The 17844-nt window shown below is 57.1% G+C and carries 19 protein-coding genes; 10 read left to right on the plus strand and 9 right to left on the minus strand.

Annotated features, from left to right (window positions below):
* Position 1: 1 nt before the first annotated feature.
* The 3 genes from K3556_RS10895 (at position 2) to grxD (ending at position 1477) form a co-directional block, all read left to right on the plus strand.
* The gene (locus K3556_RS10895) at positions 2-538 is read left to right on the plus strand and encodes a hypothetical protein (RefSeq protein WP_260516811.1); all 537 of its coding nucleotides are present in this window, start codon (positions 2-4) and stop codon (positions 536-538) included.
* Between the two features lie 60 nt (positions 539-598).
* On the plus strand, positions 599-841 hold the full coding sequence (locus tag K3556_RS10900; RefSeq protein WP_260516812.1) for a BolA family transcriptional regulator: 243 nt from the start codon (positions 599-601) through the stop codon (positions 839-841).
* 273 nt (positions 842-1114) lie between these two features.
* Entirely contained in the window at positions 1115-1477 is a 363-nt protein-coding gene (gene grxD / locus K3556_RS10905; RefSeq protein WP_260516813.1) for a Grx4 family monothiol glutaredoxin, read from the plus strand.
* 6 nt (positions 1478-1483) lie between these two features.
* Here grxD and K3556_RS10910 read toward each other — a convergent pair whose 3' ends face one another.
* The 3 genes from K3556_RS10910 to K3556_RS10920 are packed head-to-tail and all read right to left on the minus strand — an operon-like array spanning position 1484 to position 2742.
* Positions 1484-1801, minus strand: coding sequence for an MliC family protein (locus tag K3556_RS10910; RefSeq protein WP_260516814.1), 318 nt, complete (start codon positions 1799-1801; stop codon positions 1484-1486).
* Positions 1802-1844: 43 nt separating this feature from the next.
* Positions 1845-2228, minus strand: a complete 384-nt coding sequence (locus K3556_RS10915; protein WP_260516815.1) for a cell division protein ZapA — start codon at positions 2226-2228, stop codon at positions 1845-1847.
* A complete protein-coding gene (locus K3556_RS10920; RefSeq protein ID WP_260516816.1) occupies positions 2221-2742 on the minus strand; it encodes a hypothetical protein in 522 nt (173 codons plus the stop codon). The genes K3556_RS10915 and K3556_RS10920 overlap by 8 nt, the downstream gene beginning before the upstream one ends.
* A gap of 239 nt (positions 2743-2981) precedes the next feature.
* Here K3556_RS10920 and tkt point away from each other — a divergent pair, with 239 nt between their 5' ends.
* Both tkt and K3556_RS10930 read left to right on the plus strand, forming a co-directional pair.
* The gene (gene tkt, locus K3556_RS10925) at positions 2982-5006 is read left to right on the plus strand and encodes a transketolase (RefSeq protein ID WP_260516817.1); all 2025 of its coding nucleotides are present in this window, start codon (positions 2982-2984) and stop codon (positions 5004-5006) included.
* Between the two features lie 119 nt (positions 5007-5125).
* Positions 5126-5986 carry a DMT family transporter gene (locus K3556_RS10930; RefSeq protein ID WP_260516818.1) on the plus strand — a complete coding sequence of 287 codons (861 nt, stop codon included), beginning with the start codon at positions 5126-5128 and terminating at the stop codon, positions 5984-5986.
* On the opposite strand, the gene K3556_RS10935 is transcribed toward K3556_RS10930, so the two are convergent.
* Entirely contained in the window at positions 5983-6945 is a 963-nt protein-coding gene (locus K3556_RS10935; RefSeq protein ID WP_260516819.1) for a DUF808 domain-containing protein, read from the minus strand. The genes K3556_RS10930 and K3556_RS10935 overlap by 4 nt on opposite strands.
* Before the next feature lie 249 nt (positions 6946-7194).
* On the opposite strand from K3556_RS10935, the gene gap (K3556_RS10940) reads away from it, so the two are divergent.
* From gap (K3556_RS10940) to gap (K3556_RS10950), 3 genes are all read left to right on the plus strand, one after another.
* Positions 7195-8193 carry a type I glyceraldehyde-3-phosphate dehydrogenase gene (gap, locus tag K3556_RS10940; RefSeq protein ID WP_260516820.1) on the plus strand — a complete coding sequence of 333 codons (999 nt, stop codon included), beginning with the start codon at positions 7195-7197 and terminating at the stop codon, positions 8191-8193.
* Between the two features lie 115 nt (positions 8194-8308).
* On the plus strand, positions 8309-8452 hold the full coding sequence (locus tag K3556_RS10945) for a hypothetical protein (protein WP_260516821.1): 144 nt from the start codon (positions 8309-8311) through the stop codon (positions 8450-8452).
* 120 nt (positions 8453-8572) lie between these two features.
* Positions 8573-9571, plus strand: coding sequence for a type I glyceraldehyde-3-phosphate dehydrogenase (gene gap / locus K3556_RS10950; RefSeq protein ID WP_260516822.1), 999 nt, complete (start codon positions 8573-8575; stop codon positions 9569-9571).
* 106 nt (positions 9572-9677) lie between these two features.
* On the opposite strand, the gene K3556_RS10955 is transcribed toward gap (K3556_RS10950), so the two are convergent.
* The 4 genes from K3556_RS10955 to K3556_RS10970 all read right to left on the minus strand — a co-directional run bounded on the left by K3556_RS10955 (position 9678) and on the right by K3556_RS10970 (position 14296).
* The gene (locus K3556_RS10955) at positions 9678-11972 is read right to left on the minus strand and encodes an arginine/lysine/ornithine decarboxylase (protein WP_260516823.1); all 2295 of its coding nucleotides are present in this window, start codon (positions 11970-11972) and stop codon (positions 9678-9680) included.
* A 293-nt stretch (positions 11973-12265) separates the two neighbouring features.
* A complete protein-coding gene (coaD, locus tag K3556_RS10960) occupies positions 12266-12757 on the minus strand; it encodes a pantetheine-phosphate adenylyltransferase (RefSeq protein WP_260516824.1) in 492 nt (163 codons plus the stop codon).
* 105 nt (positions 12758-12862) lie between these two features.
* The gene (locus K3556_RS10965; RefSeq protein WP_260516825.1) at positions 12863-13297 is read right to left on the minus strand and encodes a CBS domain-containing protein; all 435 of its coding nucleotides are present in this window, start codon (positions 13295-13297) and stop codon (positions 12863-12865) included.
* 108 nt (positions 13298-13405) lie between these two features.
* Positions 13406-14296: a LysR family transcriptional regulator gene (locus tag K3556_RS10970; RefSeq protein ID WP_260516826.1), complete on the minus strand. Its 891-nt coding sequence runs from the start codon at positions 14294-14296 to the stop codon at positions 13406-13408.
* A gap of 221 nt (positions 14297-14517) precedes the next feature.
* On the opposite strand from K3556_RS10970, the gene K3556_RS10975 reads away from it, so the two are divergent.
* On the plus strand, positions 14518-16017 hold the full coding sequence (locus tag K3556_RS10975) for a CoA-acylating methylmalonate-semialdehyde dehydrogenase (protein WP_260516827.1): 1500 nt from the start codon (positions 14518-14520) through the stop codon (positions 16015-16017).
* A 62-nt stretch (positions 16018-16079) separates the two neighbouring features.
* On the opposite strand, the gene K3556_RS10980 is transcribed toward K3556_RS10975, so the two are convergent.
* Positions 16080-16514, minus strand: coding sequence for a hypothetical protein (locus K3556_RS10980; protein ID WP_260516828.1), 435 nt, complete (start codon positions 16512-16514; stop codon positions 16080-16082).
* 189 nt (positions 16515-16703) lie between these two features.
* Here K3556_RS10980 and K3556_RS10985 point away from each other — a divergent pair, with 189 nt between their 5' ends.
* The gene (locus K3556_RS10985; protein ID WP_409557749.1) at positions 16704-17837 is read left to right on the plus strand and encodes a carboxylate-amine ligase; all 1134 of its coding nucleotides are present in this window, start codon (positions 16704-16706) and stop codon (positions 17835-17837) included.
* Positions 17838-17844 lie beyond the last annotated feature (7 nt).

Raw genomic sequence — 17844 nt, forward strand, 5'->3', positions numbered from 1 at the left:
CATGGCAACGGCACCCGATCCTCAGGACATGACCGCGCTCGTCGCCGATTGCGCGTCCTGCGCGGGGTTGTGCTGTGTCGCTCCGGGATTTGACGCAGGCGACGATTTCGCCTTTGACAAACGAGCGCTGGCGCCATGCCGCCACCTTGGCAGCGACAACCTGTGCCGCATCCACGAAAGTCTAGAAGATCAGGGGTTTCCGGGCTGTGCGCGGTTTGACTGCAAAGGGGCCGGACCTTACGTGATGACGCATATCTTCCCGCGCAAACGCTGGCGCAAAGATCGTCAACTGCTTGAAGACATATCCGAAGCTTACCGCCGTATGCGCGCGATTTGCGACATGATCGAGATGTTCCGTGTGGCCGAACTCCTGCCCCTGAACCCAACCCAAGAAGCCGCGCGCCAGAACATGCTGAAAACCCTTTTGCCCGCTCCCGCATGGACAGCGGCCACGCTGGCAGCTGCCGAGCAGGCCGGGCTTTTGTCCGACGCGCGCGCGGTGTTGACCAGTTTTCGCGATGCCGCGACGCGCCGCTAGCCCTTGCGGCCCCCTGCCCCCGATCTTAGATTGAGTTGAAACACACACGAGGTTCTGAACATGGCCATGGAAGCATCCGCAATCGAAGCCCTTATCCGCGAGGCCTTCCCGGACGCAAAAATCACCATCACCGATCTGGCCGGTGACGGGAATCACTATGCCGCCGAAGTGGTGGACGAGAGCTTTCGCGGTCAGAACCGCGTGCAACAACAACGTGCCGTCTATGCGGCGTTGAAAGACAAAATGGCCGGTAGTCAGGGCGAGTTACATGCTTTGGCACTGACCACGAAGGTGCCTGAGTGATTACAGGCGCAATAGTTTCGGCGATTGTTGCGGTTGTCTTTGTCGCGGCATTGACCGAAGCTTTTCTGAAGCGCAACCGACGCAAACCTTTGAGCTCTGGCCGCCCAAGCAGACCGCCAAAAGACTTAGGAACCGAACCCGGTATGGAGGCGACAGACACAAAACTTGTCGACGCAGCCCACCGCGAGAACGAATACATCCAAAGGCTTCATAGCCAACTCTCCAAGCACCACAAGAAACGGCGCTAGTTGGAAAACAGATAAGGACTGAGACATGACCGACGCAAAATCGCAAATCCAAGAGACCGTGAAAGCCAACGACGTTGTGCTTTACATGAAAGGCACAAAAGAAATGCCGCAATGCGGGTTTTCCTCGCGCGTGGCCGGAGTTCTGAACTTCATGGGCGTCGATTTCGCCGATGTGAATGTTCTGGCCGATGAGGGCATTCGCCAAGGCATCAAGGATTATTCGGACTGGCCCACGATCCCGCAGCTTTACGTGAAGGGCGAATTCGTGGGTGGCTGTGACATCATTACCGAAATGACTCTATCGGGCGAACTGGACACGCTGTTTGATGAAAATGGCGTCGCCTATAATAAAGAAGCCGCCGACAAGATCCGCGAAGCAAACGGCTAAGCCCGATCACATCGCATGACATTGCGACAGAAGCGTTTCTTCTGAACCATTCGGGACATCATCCCAGGCCAGAAACGCTTCGTCGCCTTTGGTCCACCAGACATACCCGGCGCCGTCGGGCGTTTGCGCGTATTTGGCACCCGAGGCCGAAATGACGTGGGCCAAACCGAGCTGCTGACCTTCGACGAAGATCACAGCAAATGACTGATCCGCCGCATTCAGATAAGTGGCCGAAACTACTGCGCCCCGATCGCATTGATACTGCACCGTCTGGATGGATGGTGCAGCGAAAAGGCTCGCTGCGGTCAAAGGCAGAATCAGCATGCCAAGTGCGAAACGCCCAGACCTGGCCGCCAAACTCGCCACTTTACGAAGCACGCCCTTCGACTTCTGCAGCCATGGCTTCTGCGCGGGCAGCAATCTCGGCCAATGTGTCCGTCACTGCATCCGGGATGACCGGAACTTCGACCTTTTGCGGCGCGGCGTTTTGCAGGGCGTAAATCTGCGCTTCCATATCCGCGATTTTCTTGTCGGCCAGCTTCACTTTGTCTTCCAGACCGGCCGTTTTGTCCGCCAGCATCAGACCCGCCATCAACAGCATCCGGCTTTCTGTCAGGTTGCTCATCTGGCCAACCAGAACCGCCGCTTCATTGTCCAACATTTTCGCGGCTGAGATCAGGAAATGTTCTTCACCTTCCTGGCAGGCAACGTCGAAATTACGGCTTCCAATGGTGATGTTGATATCAGGCATCGGTGCCCTCCTTTTCGGTCCCACCTGCCGTGGGGGCGTTGGGGTCGTTTTCTGCGATCAATTTGCCCAACTCGCCAAGAACAGCTTCCAGTTCGGCGCGGTCCGCCGCCTGTGCGACCCGCAAGCCTTCAAGCTCTGTCGCCATCGCGGCATTGACCAGATCAGCGTCAGCCACACCGGACCCAACCGCCTCGCGCAAGGCATCGTTATTGGCCCGTAGCTCGGCATTCACTTGCCGCAGCTGTGCCATCACCGCCTCGTCTGCCGCCAGTTGTGCGGTCAGCCGGTCCAGCTCATTGCGCAACCTATCGACCTCTTCTGCGCGGCTTTGCTGCACAGCTTTCACGCGTTCCGCCAATTGGCTGTTCGTTGTGCGTTCGTCTTCAAGCTCGGCCGTTAGCCGGGCCACGTCTTCATCCGCACCCGTTGCCTGAGGGGACAGCACGGCGATGCCTTTGCTGATCCGCTCAAGCGCGGTGGTGATGCGGGTCTCCAATTCGGAAATATCGTTCATATTCTGCCCTGAACCAGTTTGTTCATCCGATCTTGTCACATGCCCTTCATCCTGACAACGCAAGAGATGCACGCGAATCGGCCTGTTGTGTCCATACGCCGATCTTAACCGACTGCTGCCCGGATTTCGCCCCTCGTTCTATTCCAAGGACTTGGCAGGCGACACGCACCTTAGCTTGACCCTTGGCACATGACTGTTATCAGGGGGCCAACCACAACTTTGTCAAAGGATGTTGACCGTTGGACATCGCCACACTGCGCAAAAGCCACCCCGACCACTGGAAAAAAGCGACCGCGATCCGCGCGCTGACACTGGATGCCGTAGCCGCCGCAAACTCCGGCCACTCTGGCATGCCAATGGGCATGGCCGACGTGGCCACCGTTCTGTATCAAAACCACCTTAAATTTGATGCATCTGCACCGCGCTGGCCAGACCGCGACCGGTTCATCCTGTCAGCCGGTCACGGTTCAATGCTGATCTATTCGCTGCTGCACTTAACGGGCTACGAAGATGTGACGCTGGATCAAATCAAAGATTTCCGCCAGTGGGGCTCGATCACCGCAGGCCACCCCGAATATGGTCACGTCTCAGGCGTGGAAACGACCACCGGGCCTTTGGGTCAAGGCATCGCCAACGCAGTCGGTTTCGCAATGGCCGAAGAAATCCAGCGCGCACGGTTCGGCAAGAAGATCGTGGACCACTTCACCTATGTGATTGCGGGCGATGGCTGCCTTATGGAAGGCATCAGCCAAGAGGCCATCGGCCTGGCCGGACGTCATCGTTTGGGTAAGCTGGTTGTCTTCTGGGACAACAACGACATCACCATCGACGGCAAAGTATCGCTGTCTGACCGCACCAATCAGGTCATGCGCTTCAAGGCATCTGGCTGGCACGTACAGGAGATCGACGGCCACGACCCGGAACAGATTGACGCTGCGATCACCAAAGCCAAGTCGACCAACAAACCGTCAATGATTGCCTGCAAAACCCATATCGCTTTGGGTCATGCGGCACAGGACACGTCGAAAGGTCACGGCGCGCTGACCGATGCGGAGCAACTGAAAGCCGCGAAAGAGGCTTACGGCGCACCGCTTGGCGCGTTCGAGGTGGCAGACGATGTGAGATCCGAATGGAAGGCAATCGGTGCCAAAGGGGCCGACGCTCGCGCCGAATGGGACGCGCGCTTTGCCTCGATCAGTGAACGCAAGCAAGCCGAATTCAACCGCGCCTATGCGCTGGACGTGCCCAAGAAACTGGCGGGCGTTGTCCGCGCGTTGAAACGTCAGGTCGCTGAAGGCAAACCCGCAGTTGCGACCCGTAAATCGTCAGAAATGGCGTTGGAAGTGATCAACCCGGTGATGCTTGAAACCGTTGGCGGCTCGGCTGATCTGACCGGGTCGAACAACACCAAGACCGGTGACCTAGGCGTGTTTGACGTGGATAACCGCAAAGGTCGCTATATCTATTGGGGCATCCGCGAACACGGCATGGCGGCGGCCATGAACGGCATGACCCTGCATGGCGGCATGCGCCCCTACGGTGGTACGTTCTTTTGCTTCACCGACTATGCCCGCCCGGCCATGCGTCTGGCGTCGCTGATGAAAATACCGACGGTCTTCGTGATGACCCACGATTCAATCGGTGTTGGCGAAGATGGCCCGACCCACCAACCGGTCGAGCATCTGGCAATCTGCCGCGCGACCCCCAACAGCTTCACGTTCCGCCCTGCCGACACGGTGGAAACAGCCGAGGCGTGGGAACTGGCGTTGTCGTCGAAGGACACACCGTCAATCATGGTTCTGACCCGTCAAAACCTGCCCACCGTGCGCACCGAGTATAAGCAGAAGAACCTGACGGCACAGGGGGCGTATGTTCTGGCAGATGCAGAAGCTGGTAAGCGTCAGGTGATCCTGATCGCCACCGGATCCGAGGTGTCGCTGGCGATGGAAGCCCGCGCCGCGCTGGAAGCCCAAGGCATCGGCACCCGCGTTGTCTCCATGCCGTGTATGGAGCTGTTCGCGCAACAAGACGAAGCCTACCGCCGCAAAGTTCTGCCTCCGGGCCCTATGCGCGTCGGTATCGAAGCTGCCGTGCGTGATGGTGGCTGGGATCGCTGGCTGCTGGGCGAGCGTGGCCGCGAAGCCAAGGCCGCTTTTGTCGGGATGGACAGCTTCGGCGCGTCAGCGCCCGCCGGCACTTTGTTTGAGAAGTTTGGCATCACGGCGGACAACGTTGTTTCCAAAGCCAAGGACCTTTTGGGCTAAGTCAGCAAACAGCCGAAAAACGAAACGCCTCGCCAAACCTTTGGCGGGGCGTTTTTCATTGCACCGCCGTAGTTTTCTGACAGGTTGGGCGCATTCGCGCGACACAAAGGACCATCTCCATGACCGAGAACACGCGCGGCGCGCTTTTCATGGTCTTGGCCATGGCAACATTCGCGTTGGAGGACATGGCCCTTAAAGCCGCTGCCCGAGACATTCCCATTGGGCAGGCCGTCGCGTTGTTCGGGCTTGCTGGCACGGTCGTTTTCGCCACGATGGCACGCGCCCAAGGCACACCGGTTTTGCATCCAGCATTGCTGGGCAAAGTCATGATCCTTAGGTCGGCTTTCGAAATTGCCGGGCGCTTGTTTTATGCGCTTGCAATCGCGCTGACACCTTTGTCCAGTGCCTCGGCCATCCTGCAAGCAACGCCGCTTGTGGTCGCATTGGGCGCAGTGTTTGTCTTTGGCGAGCGGGTGGGATGGCGGCGCTGGCTGGCAATCGGAGCTGGGTTTGCTGGCGTGCTGATGATCTTGCGACCGGGCCTTGACGCCTTCGACCCTCTGTCGGTTTTCGCTGTTCTGGGAATGCTCGGCTTTGCAGGGCGCGATCTGGCCACACGCGCAAGCCCGGTATCGATGTCGGCAGCGCAGTTGGGCGTGGCTGGCTTCGCCGTTTTGACCGTCGCTGGCACTGTTCTGCTGACTGTATCTGGTGGCGTTACTGTCCCGACCCCTGCCAGCCTTGCCTTCGTGGCGCTTGCAACGGTCGTTGGAGTCCTTGCCTATTGGGCCCTGACCCGCGCCATGCGCACCGGCGAGGTGTCTCTGGTCACCCCGTTCCGCTATTCGCGCCTGCTGTTTGCACTGGCCATTGGCGTCACCGTATTTGGGGAACGCCCGGACAGCTGGACCCTTCTGGGCAGCGCGGTGATTGTGGTAAGTGGGCTATTCCTGCTATCGCGCACGCGGCCCGCCCACTAGGCCTTGCCCTTGAACACGGCCTGCCAGATCGGCCCGATCACGCGCGTTGCAAACGGGATGATCAGAACGCCCAGTGCCAGCCCGACGATTCCATCCAGCGTCGCCGTCACAGCCCATTCAACAAATCCCTCCATGCTTGGCACGGCATGAGCCGCCGCAACGGCGATATCATGTATGATTTCATAGGGTTGATGCGCACCAAGCTCGTGCAATCCGTGGATGATGATCGAGCCGCCAACCCAGATCATCGCGGCTGTCCCGATAATCATCAGAAGTTTCAGAAGGCCCGGCATCGCGTTTACAATCCCGCGTCCAAATGCGCGCGTGGCAGAAAGTTTTCCACGATTGGCCATGAACAGCCCCACGTCATCCATTTTCACGATCAGCGCGACCGAGCCATAGACCGCCACCGTGATCCCCAGCGCAACCACGGCCAGCGTCGCGGCCTCCATCCAGATGTTACTTTCGGGAATCGCCGCCAGCGCGATGGTCATGATTTCTGCGGACAGGATGAAATCCGTTTTGATCGCACCTGCGACCTTCTCTTCCTCAAGATGGGCCGGATCACCAATATCGTGTTCCGCATGGTCCCAGGTATGTTCGTGCGGGAACAGGACATGCCAAACTTTTTCGGCTCCTTCGAAGCACAGATAGGCCCCGCCCAACATCAACAGCGGTGGGATCAGCCATGGGGCAAACGACGACAACAGCAGCCCGATTGGCAAAAGGATCAGAAGTTTGTTCTTGATCGATCCCCACGCGATGCGTCCGATTATAGGAAGCTCGCGCTTGGCCTCAAACCCCTGCACATATTTCGGCGTGACAGCAGCATCGTCGATCACTGCACCCGCCGCCTTCGCACCCGCCTTCGCCGCCTGTGCGGCAACATCGTCAATCGACGCCGCTGCAATCTTTGCTATTCCCGCCACATCATCAAGAAGTGCAATCAAACCACTCATAAAACCTGCCCTCATATTAGCCTTGGGCAGAACACTAATGTCTTTCGCGTCTGGGGTGAAGCACTTGCCGCACAAGCAAGGCGGACGTCGCAGGACGACAAAGAGTTTGCGCTAACTGCACGATGTCACTGCATGTTTTCGCTAACAAGTTGGTGTCACAGGCGTTTTCCGGGTTGGGCCAAAGCACACTGACCGCTATATCACCCCAAAGTCTTGTGGCCACCGGGCCAGAATCTGAGGGGAAGCGCGATGACCGTCACAGTTGGTATCAATGGATTTGGCCGGATCGGCCGCTGCACGCTGGCGCAGATCGCGGCGTCCGGTCGCAATGACATCAATGTGGTCAAGGTCAACGCGACCGGCCCGCTGGAAACCGCGGCGCATCTGCTGAAATACGACAGCATCCATGGCCGCTTCCCGAACGAGATCACATTGGGTGACCGGACCATGGATGTGGGCCGCGGCCCAATGCAGATGATGTCGACCTATGACATGGGCGAATTGGACTGGACTGGCTGCGACGTGGTTCTGGAATGCACCGGTAATTTCAATGACGGTAAAAAAGCCAAGCGTCACATTGAACAAGGTGCCCGCAAGGTCCTGATCTCGGCACCGGCCAAGAATGTGCACAAGACCATTGTGTTGGGTGTGAACGACAAGGAACTGGAAGCTCAGCACACATTGGTGTCGAACGGATCCTGCACCACCAACGGGCTGGCCCCGCTCGCTAAAGTGCTGCACGAGGCACTGGGGATCGAGCGCGGCATCATGACGACGATCCATTCCTACACCGGCGACCAGCCGACGCTGGACCGCCGCCACAAGGATTTGTATCGCGCCCGCGCCGCCGCGATGGCGATCATTCCGACCTCGACCGGCGCGGCCAAAGCTCTGGGCGAAGTCATGCCGGAACTGGCAGGCAAGCTGGACGGCACCGCGATGCGCGTGCCAACACCGAATGTATCGGCCATCGACCTGACCTTTGAAGCCGGTCGCGATACCAGCGTGGAAGAGGTCAACCGGATCGTGCGTGAAGCCGCAGAGGGCGCGATGTCACGCGTCTTGGGTTATGACCCCGAACCCAAGGTGTCGATCGACTTCAACCACACGGAGCAAAGCTCGATCTTCGCCCCTGACCAAACCAAAGTCGTAGGCGGTCGCACCGTCCGCGTAATGGGCTGGTATGATAACGAGTGGGGCTTCTCGACCCGCATGGCAGACGTTGCCGTAAAAATGGGCTCGTTTTAAGCCATTGCGCTAAACCGGATTTAGTCCCCGTCACCTTGTGGCGGGGGTTTCCTTTTGCCCTTGCCCCTGCCCCAAAGGCATTGCAACAATACGGCAAAATACGCAGGAGCAGACCGTGACAAACCAGATCGCGCTTGTACTTGGCATTCTGATCCTGGTGTTGGTCGGTGCCGACTTGTTGTTGGCGGACGGCAGCAGCCTTGTGTTTCTATCCAAAAAATTCCTTGAATTCACCGAATGGCTGGCCTTCTGGCGATAGTCCGGTACGGCATGTAACGTGATCTTCTCTTGACCTTTCGGCTAAAATGATGATGTTAGCGCTCACATACATGGGTGGATCAAAGAAACGATTGCCCCCTCGCATGCAAGGAAGATGAAAATGACAGTCAAAGTGGCCATCAACGGATTTGGACGTATTGGACGACTGGTGCTGCGCGCCTTGCATGAAACCGGCCGCAAAGACGTGGAAGTCGTGGCCATCAACGATCTTGGATCGGTCGAGATGAACGCGCACCTGCTTCAGTTCGACAGTGTGCATGGTCGCTTTCCCAACGAAGTGAAATTCACTGAAACCACAATCGACGCTGGCCGTGGGCCCATAGCTGTCACTGCGATCCGCAACCCGGCTGAACTGCCCTGGGGCGACGTCGACATTGTCTTGGAATGCACCGGCATTTTCAAAGGCGACAAGGCCCTTGTGCATCTTGAAAACGGCGCAAGCCGCGTTCTAGTCTCGGCCCCGTCCTCGGGCGCAGACAAGACCATCGTTTATGGTGTAAACCATGACACGCTGACGAAAGATGATGTGCATGTTTCAAACGCGTCGTGCACCACCAACTGCCTTGCCCCTGTCGTCAAAGCGCTCAATGACGCTGTCGGCATCAAAAAAGGCTTCATGACCACCATCCACTCTTATACCGGCGATCAGCCGACCCTTGATACGCTGCACAGCGACTTCTATCGCGCCCGTGCTGCCGCTCTTAGCATGATCCCGACCACGACCGGCGCGGCCCGTGCGGTCGGCCTTGTACTGCCGGAACTGGCGGGCAAACTGGACGGCGTCGCGATCCGCGTCCCAACTCCAAACGTGTCCTGCGTTGACCTGACTTTCGAAGCCAGCCGCGACACCACGGTCGAGGAAATCAACGCCGCCGCCATCGCCGCCGCAAATGGCCCCCTGAAAGGTATCCTTGGCATCGTCGATCGCCCTCTTGTTTCGACCGACTTCAACCATGACCCACATTCGTCAAACTTCGCCCTGGATCAAACCAAGGTTCTGGATGGAAATATGGTCCGCGTGCTGAGCTGGTATGACAATGAATGGGGCTTCAGCGTGCGCATGCTGGATACCGCCGTTGCGATGGCAAAGTTTCTGTAATCTCGTGCAAACCTAGAAAAAGGCCGGGGATGCATACCCCGGCCTTTTTTTGTTTGTCGACGTAGGCGCACTCTTTGATGGAAGACCCGGATGGCTGGTTTCGGAGCTACGCCTCTGCGACACAATCGGCAAAATATTCGATCTGTCCATTCTCTCCAACTTCCTGCACCAGGCCATGAATATCGGTCTCAAAACCCGGGCATTCCCGCGCAAAGGCTCTGTTGAATTTCAGGTAATCGACGATTTTCTTGTTGAACACCTCGCCCGGTATCAACAGCGGGATACCCGGCGGGTACGGCGTGACAAGGCTAGTGGTGATCCGTCCCTCAAGGTCATCAATCGGTACCCGTTGCGTTGTGCGCGCGGCGATTTGCGCGAACGCGTCAGACGGTTTCATCGCTGGGGTCAGGTCGCTGAGATACATCTCGGTCGACAGGATCGCCACGCCGTATTTCGCATAAAGCGCATGAACATGCTGGCACATATCCCGCAGGCCCATCTTTTCATAATGCGGGTGTTTGGCGCAGAACTCGGGCATTGAACGCCACATCGGCTGGTTCTTGTCGTAGTCATCCTTGAACTGCTGCAATTCGGTCAGCAGGGAATTCCAACGCCCCTTAGTGATCCCGATCGTGAACATGATGAAGAAGCTGTACAGACCAGTTTTTTCCACAACAACGCCGTGCTCGGCCAGATATTTGGTCACGATGGATGCCGGAATACCGGTGTCCTCAAACCGACCGTCCAGATTGAGACCGGGCGTTATAATGGTCGCCTTGATCGGGTCCAGCAAGTTGAACCCTGGCTCCATATCGCCAAACGCATGCCAGCTGTCTTCACCATCTGACGGCTGCACGCCCTCAGCATCGGTTTTTTTCAGAACCCAGTTTTCCGGGCTGTCGACGCCATCCTCGTCAAGCTCTTCCGGGCCCCAAACCTGGAACCACCAATCATCCGCGCCATATTCAACATCGACTTTGCGCATGGCGCGCCGGAAATCGAGGCTTTCCAAAATGCTTTCTTCAACAAGCGCACGGCCACCCGGAGGCTCCATCATCGCCGCAGCCACATCGCAACTGGCAATGATGCTGTATTGTGGGCTGGTGCTGGAGTGCATCAGGTAAGATTCGTTAAACAGATGGCGGTCCAGTTTTGTGTTTTTGCTGTCCTGCACCAGCACGTGGCTGGCCTGGCTGATACCGGCGAGCAGTTTGTGGATGGATTGCGTCGCATAGGTCACGGATTGGCTTGGACGTTCACGCTTGCGACCCATCGCATGGAAATTGCCGTAAAACGGGTGGAACGCAGCATGGGGCAACCATGCCTCGTCGAAATGCAGGTTCTCAACATAGCCGTCCAGCATCGCCTTGATGGTTTCGGTGTTATAAAGCACCCCGTCATAGGTCGATTGCGTTAGCGTGATGATGCGGGGTTTCACCGTCTCCGCGTCGACATGCGCCAGCAGCGGATTGGCACGGATCTTGTCCTTGATCGCGTCGATCTCGAACTCGGATTTCGGGATCGGGCCAATGATGCCGTAATGGTTTCGTGTTGGCTTCATGAAAACCGGTATGGCGCCGGTCATGATGATGCCATGCAGGATGGACTTGTGGCAGTTGCGGTCCACCACGACAACGTCGCCGGGTGCGACCGTATGGTGCCAGACCATCTTGTTGGACGTGCTGGTGCCGTTGGTCACGAAAAAACAGTGATCCGCGTTGAATATCCGCGCGGCATTCCGTTCAGATTCGCCGATGGAACCATTGTGATCGAGCAACTGACCAAGCTCTTCGACCGAATTGCACACATCCGCGCGCAACATGTTTTCGCCATAGAACTGGTGATACATCTGACCAATCGGGCTTTTCAGAAAGGCCACGCCGCCGGAATGCCCGGGACAATGCCACGAGAACGAGCCGTCTTCGGCGTAGTCGAGCAGCGCTTTGAAAAATGGCGGCTGTATGCCCTCAAGATAGGCTTTTGCATCGCGAATGATGTGGCGCGCCACAAACTCGGGCGTGTCTTCATACATGTGAATGAAGCCATGCAATTCGCGCAGAATATCGTTGGGCAGATGCCGGCTGGTTTTGGTCTCGCCGTAGATGTAGATCGGAACGTCGTCATTCTTCCAACGGACTTCCTCGATGAAGTTCCGCAAATTCAGGACAGCAGGGTCAAGATCGGGACCCGGCGTGAATTCCTCGTCGTCGATTGACAGAACAAAAGCGCTGGCGCGGGATTGTTGCTGCGCAAATTGCGACAGATCGCCATAGGTGGTGGTGCCCAGAACTTCAAAGCCTTGATTCTCGATGGCTTCGGCAACAGCTCGGATCCCCAGACCCGAGGAGTTTTCTGATCGGTAGTCCTCGTCGATGATGACAATCGGAAAGCGAAACTTCATGGAATACTCCAAGTGAGAAACCGCGAGCGGTAATCGGCACGCCGGTTCTGTGTCAACAAAGGGCCGTTTCGGACACTACCGAAACGAAACGCCTGCCACGCTTTGTCTGCCGTGCATTTGTCTGCGTCAAGATGCACCGACAGCCTATTATAGCTGCAAGTGGCGCCCGGGGACGCTTCAGGCGATCTTCCGCGCTTCAAGTCGTCAATAGACGCATTTGTTTACTTTGGCGGCAATCAAAAGGCATCGACAAACAGCCGCCTGACGCAGGCTTTGGATGAAAGTCGTCGCGCCTAGCCGATCTTCTCAAGCAGTTGCGCCTTCACGCTCTGCGGCACGAATTTTGTAACGTCCCCGCCCAGTTTCGCGATCTCTTTTACCAGCTTTGACGCAATCGCCTGATACTTGGCTTCGGCCATCAAAAAGACGGTCTCGACGCTGTCATCCATAGCCCGGTTCATGCCAACCATCTGGTATTCATATTCAAAATCAGTCACGGCGCGCAGACCGCGAATGATAATCTGCGCGTCTACGTCGTGGGCGCAATCGATCAGCAGGTTCTCGAACGGATGTGCGACGATCTCGGTTCCGGTCTCACGCGACAAGCCCGCGCATTCCGCCTCGACCATGGCAACACGCTCTTCAAGCGAGAACATCGGGCCTTTTCCGGTGTTGACCGCAACACCTATCACTAGGCGGTCGACCAGCGCACAGGCCCGCCGAATGATATCGGTGTGCCCCAAAGTGATCGGGTCGAATGTTCCGGGGTATAGTCCGACACGCATGATCTGATCTCCTTACCTAGCGGGCACGCAACAATAATGCGCCCGCTATTGCAAGTTTTTTCCGCACCGCGGCGTATTACTACCTATGGTTTGAGGTACCCTGGATCAGTAGCCCATGATCATGTTTTTCAAAGCATCGGCTTGCTGAGACAACTCATCCAGACGCGCTTTGACCACGTCCCCAATGGACACCAGACCGATCATCTTTTCCCCATCCATCACCGGCATGTGGCGAAAGCGGCGCTCGGTCATGGTTTGTAGAACCTGAATGGCCCGATCGCTCGACACGCAGGTCACCAGCTTCGACGTCATTAGATCATCCACCGGCTGATCCAAACAGGATGTACCAACCTTACCCAGGGCAGAAACAATATCTCTTTCCGACAAAATGCCTAATGGACGCACGCCGTCTTCGGACACAATGACAGCACCAATTTTCTTCTCAGACAGAAGGTTCGCGGCGGCGGATACTTTGCTGCCCGGTTTGACCGTCGCAACACCCGCCAGCGATTTGTCTTTAAGGATCTGGTGAATGAGCATGGTGCCCTCCTGTCTGGTAAAATGCTTGTATTTTTCTGTCTTTAGCGTCACCTCAAGCGCAACAATATGTCAAGACTTGTTTGCAATCGCAGCAAAGGAAATGTGGGTTTAGACCATTGCTTCCAATCTCCCGACCTCCTCCCGGATACCACGCGCCAATTCCTCGGCCACGCGTGCAAACCGCTCAACCCGCGCATCGCCCTCGTGCCGGATCAGGTAAAACGAGCGGGTGATCGACAACTGCTCGGTGAGCACCCTCTGAAGGTTGGGCGCGAATGGAAGAATGAAATCATGTGTGATCCCAACTCCGCCCCCTTGCCGCACCATGCCCAACTGGACCGACACGAGGTTTGACGCAAGCGCCACCCGCTCGATCCCCATGCTGGTCAGAAAGTCCAGCTCGGGATAGAAAATCATATCCTGAATATAGCCTACCATCGGATGCGCCCTAAGGTCGTCCAATGCGGTCAATGGTGGCGCATCCCTAAGATACTCTTTGGCCGCAGCCAGATGCAGATGGTAGTCGGTGACTTTCTGCACCGTGATCCGCCCGGTTTGCGGCGGCGAGACCGTGATCGCCATATCCGCCTCGCGCTTGGACAAGTTGATCACACGCGGCAACGCCACAATCTGCAACTCAAGCTCTGGGTGTTCTTTCTGAATGGCCGCACAAACTTGCGGCAAGATATAACTGGCACATCCGTCAGTCGCACCAATCCGCACTTGCCCAGACAACTGACCAGACTGCCCCGCCACCTCGTCCGCGCCAGATAATACCGCCTGCTCGGCCCGCTCTGCATGGGACAACAACCGGGATCCTGCCTCGGTCATTGCGTATCCCTGCGGCGACTTGGTGAAAAGCGGCTGGCCTAAATCGCTTTCAAGCTTTGCGATCCTGCGCCCAACCGTCGCCGCATCCCGCCGCAACACCTTGCCGGCCCGCGAAAGGCTCTCGGCACGCGCCACCGCCAAAAAGACTTTCAGATCATCCCAGTCCATCTAAAAACCACTCCATTACCGCCACGCCAGTTCTTTTCTTCTGGCTCCAAATATCCCCGCCGGAGGCACCCGTTCTTTCAAACATGCACCGACCTTTGCCCTTCAGGATCGCCCATTCCGATTGCCCATTTTGCATTTTTGCAAAACCCTTTTGGAAAACTGCCTCTTTTCCAAGCAGAAATGCAAGCCTATCTTACCTGCGAAATGATGGGAGAGAATCCGTGAAAACACTTGGACATTGGATCAACGGCCAGATGGTCGACGGCACGTCAGGCCGCACCGCTGACGTCTTTAACCCTGCCACTGGCGAGGTTCAGGCAAAGGTTGCACTGGCATCACAGGCAGAAATGAGCGACGCGGTCGCCAAAGCCGCCGAGGCGCAGAAAGCCTGGGGCGCGACAAACCCGCAAAAGCGCGGCCGCGTGATGATGGCGCTGGTTGGCCTGCTGAACCGCGACATGGACAAGCTGGCGGAAGCCCTGTCGCGTGAGCACGGCAAAACCATTCCCGACGCCAAAGGTGACGTGCAGCGTGGCCTTGAGGTCATCGAATATTGCATCGGTGCCGCCCAGATGATGAAAGGCGAGTTCACTGACAGCGCTGGCCCCGGCATCGACATGTACTCCATGCGCCAGCCATTGGGTGTTGTTGCCTCGATCACACCGTTCAACTTCCCGGCCATGATCCCGCTTTGGGGTATGGGTCCGGCGCTGGCTGCGGGCAACGCGATGATCCTGAAACCGTCCGAGCGCGACCCGTCAGTCCCGCTGATGCTGGCCGCCCTGTGCAAGGAAGCAGGCCTGCCGGACGGCGTGCTTCAGGTGGTCAATGGTGACAAGGATGCGGTGGACGCGATCTTGGACAACGAGACCATTCAGGGCGTGGCTTTCGTCGGCTCAACCCCAATCGCGCATTACATTTATTCGCGCGCAACGGCGAATGGCAAACGTGCGCAGTGCTTCGGTGGTGCCAAGAACCACATGATCGTCATGCCTGACGCGGATATCGAACAAGCGGCCGACGCATTGATCGGTGCGGGCTTCGGCGCGGCTGGCGAACGGTGCATGGCAATCTCGGTTGCCGTTCCGGTCGGTGAAACCACCGCCGACCGTCTGCGTGATGCGCTGATCCCGCGCATCGAGAAGCTGAAGGTCGCACCATATACGGCTGGCGACGACGTCGATTACGGCCCCGTCGTGACCGCCGCCGCCAAGGAAAACATCTTGCGCCTGATCAACTTGGGCGTGGAACAGGGCGCTGACCTGGTGGTCGACAGCCGCAATTTCAGTCTGCAAGGTTATGAAGACGGTTTCTTTGTCGGTCCGCATTTGTTTGACCGCGTGACCACTGACATGGACATCTACAAGACCGAGATTTTCGGCCCGGTACTGTCCATGGTTCGCGCTGAAAACTACGAAGAAGCCATCGGCCACGCGATGAACCACGAATATGGCAACGGCACCGCGATCTTCACCCGTGACGGTGACACCGCCCGCGATTTCGCCAATCGGATCAACATCGGCATGGTTGGTATCAACGTGCCGATCCCGGTGCCGCTGGCCTATCACACCTTTGGCGGATGGAAAAAATCCGGCTTTGGCGATCTGAACCAGCACGGACCTGACGCGTTCAAATTCTATACGCGCACCAAGACCGTGACGCAGCGTTGGCCCTCGGGGATCAAGGAAGGCGGCGAGTTCAATTTCAAAGCGATGGATTGATCCGCAGTTTTCCACAAAGAGTGACAGAGTGCCCCGGTTTGCAGCCGGGGCATTTTTTTGGGTCAGCCCAATTGTTGTCCCTTGCCCAAGGACCTGATGAAATCATCAACGTCGTCCGCTTCGATCCCTAAAAAAGCCAGCGCATCCGAACCGTTTCGGAACACTTCGATTTCGGTTGACACCTGATCCTGTGCGGATTGCTCAAATATCCGGGCCAGGACAAACGTTTCGGGCCGGGTCGCAAGCAAGGCCAATTTGCGCGCGGACTGGTAATCCTGTGACAACTTCTTTTGCAGTTTTATATATTCGTCCGTGCCGTCTGTCGGGCGGTCAATCGTGCGCAACCGGCGCAGATCGACCAACACGCTACGATCCTTGGGTGCATCAATGGCGATGATCCATTCAGCGATGCTGGCCGTCAGGCTCGCGAAATGAACATGCTCTGCGCAGCTGACATAAAGAAATTGTTGGTCATCAAAATAGGTGGCAGTATGCATTTTTCAACCTCGGCGCGAAAACACCACTTCAAACAAAGACCGATCCTTACCTAAGGTCAACCTTCAATGTGAAACTGCTGTGGGCAGCGCGCCCACGCGGCGCACCGCGTGCCACCGTGCCTGACGCTTGTCGCATATGCGATTTGATGCAAAGCTGACAACAAAGAGACACGACCGAAAGGATACCCAATGGCCCTGCAGGAACCGCCGTTTTCTATTGGTGTCGAAGAAGAGTATTTGCTGGTCGATCGCGACAGTTATGCACTCGCCCGTGCCCCAGATCGCCTGATGGAAGACTGCAAAGCCGAGCTTGAAGGTCAGGTCAGCCCGGAATTCCTGCAATGTCAGATTGAGATCGGCACACGTGTCTGCGCCAATGTCGCAGAGGCACGCGACGATCTGAAACGTTTGCGTGCAACCGTGTCAAAACACGCAGCAACCTATGGTCTGACGCCAATCGCGGCCTCGTGTCATCCGTTTGGTGATTGGAAAGAACAGCACCACGTCGACAAAGACCGCTACAACGATCTGAAACGCGATCTGGCCGGCGTCGTGCGCCGGATGTTGATCTGCGGCATGCACGTTCATGTTGGCATCCCCGACCCTGACACGCGGATCGATCTGGTCAGCCAGCTGAGCTATTTCCTGCCCCATCTACTGGCCCTTTCCGGCAGTTCTCCGTTCTGGCAAGGCGATGACACCGGGCTTGCATCTTATCGGTTGACGGTCTTTGACAACCTGCCCCGCACCGGCCTTCCGCCACAATTGTCCGGGTGGTCAGAATTTGAGCGGTCTGTGCAGGCGTTGATAGATATTGGCGTGATCGAGGACAGTTCAAAAATTTGGTGGGACCTGCGCCCCTCCTCTCGTTTTCCGACCATCGAAAGCCGCATCTGCGATGTCCAGCCCCGGTTGGAACACACGGTCAGCCTTGCTGCCCTGACCCAATGCCTTGCCCGCATGTTGTGGCGTCTGAAGGCAAAAAACCAACGCTGGCGGTTGTATGATAATTTTCTTATCGCAGAAAACCGATGGCGCGCGCAGCGATATGGCATCAGTGGGGGATTGATCGACTTCGGCATCGGTGAAATAGTCGATTTCGAACAGCTGCTGAAAGACATGCTGCAACTGATCGAACAGGACGCAGAAGCGCTTGGCTGCATGGCCGAAGTGGAGGCTGCACAAAGCATCCTGACGACAGGAGTTTCATCGGATCGACAACGGGCGGTCTATCACGACAGTCTTCAAGCGGACAAACCGAAAGAGCAAGCGCTTCAGGATGTTGTGCGCCACTTGATCGATGAGTATCACGCCGATCTGTGACAACCCG

This window comes from Aliiroseovarius sp. M344, assembly GCF_025140835.1.
GTDB lineage: Bacteria > Pseudomonadota > Alphaproteobacteria > Rhodobacterales > Rhodobacteraceae > Aliiroseovarius.

Excerpts from the sequence above, each read along its gene's own strand:
- K3556_RS10970 (WP_260516826.1), bottom strand. The coding sequence starts at position 14,296 with ATGGACTGGGATGATCTGAAAGTCTTTTTGGCGGTGGCGCGTGCCGAG.
- K3556_RS10965 (WP_260516825.1), bottom strand. The coding sequence starts at position 13,297 with ATGCTCATTCACCAGATCCTTAAAGACAAATCGCTGGCGGGTGTTGCG.
- coaD (WP_260516824.1), bottom strand. The coding sequence starts at position 12,757 with ATGCGTGTCGGACTATACCCCGGAACATTCGACCCGATCACTTTGGGG.
- K3556_RS10930 (WP_260516818.1), top strand. The coding sequence starts at position 5,126 with ATGACCGAGAACACGCGCGGCGCGCTTTTCATGGTCTTGGCCATGGCA.
- K3556_RS10900 (WP_260516812.1), top strand. The coding sequence starts at position 599 with ATGGCCATGGAAGCATCCGCAATCGAAGCCCTTATCCGCGAGGCCTTC.
- K3556_RS10915 (WP_260516815.1), bottom strand. The coding sequence starts at position 2,228 with ATGCCTGATATCAACATCACCATTGGAAGCCGTAATTTCGACGTTGCC.
- K3556_RS10895 (WP_260516811.1), top strand. The coding sequence starts at position 2 with ATGGCAACGGCACCCGATCCTCAGGACATGACCGCGCTCGTCGCCGAT.
- K3556_RS10920 (WP_260516816.1), bottom strand. The coding sequence starts at position 2,742 with ATGAACGATATTTCCGAATTGGAGACCCGCATCACCACCGCGCTTGAG.
- K3556_RS10935 (WP_260516819.1), bottom strand. The coding sequence starts at position 6,945 with ATGAGTGGTTTGATTGCACTTCTTGATGATGTGGCGGGAATAGCAAAG.
- K3556_RS10980 (WP_260516828.1), bottom strand. The coding sequence starts at position 16,514 with ATGCATACTGCCACCTATTTTGATGACCAACAATTTCTTTATGTCAGC.
- K3556_RS10985 (WP_409557749.1), top strand. The coding sequence starts at position 16,704 with ATGGCCCTGCAGGAACCGCCGTTTTCTATTGGTGTCGAAGAAGAGTAT.
- K3556_RS10910 (WP_260516814.1), bottom strand. The coding sequence starts at position 1,801 with ATGCTGATTCTGCCTTTGACCGCAGCGAGCCTTTTCGCTGCACCATCC.
- K3556_RS10955 (WP_260516823.1), bottom strand. The coding sequence starts at position 11,972 with ATGAAGTTTCGCTTTCCGATTGTCATCATCGACGAGGACTACCGATCA.
- grxD (WP_260516813.1), top strand. The coding sequence starts at position 1,115 with ATGACCGACGCAAAATCGCAAATCCAAGAGACCGTGAAAGCCAACGAC.
- gap (WP_260516822.1), top strand. The coding sequence starts at position 8,573 with ATGACAGTCAAAGTGGCCATCAACGGATTTGGACGTATTGGACGACTG.
- gap (WP_260516820.1), top strand. The coding sequence starts at position 7,195 with ATGACCGTCACAGTTGGTATCAATGGATTTGGCCGGATCGGCCGCTGC.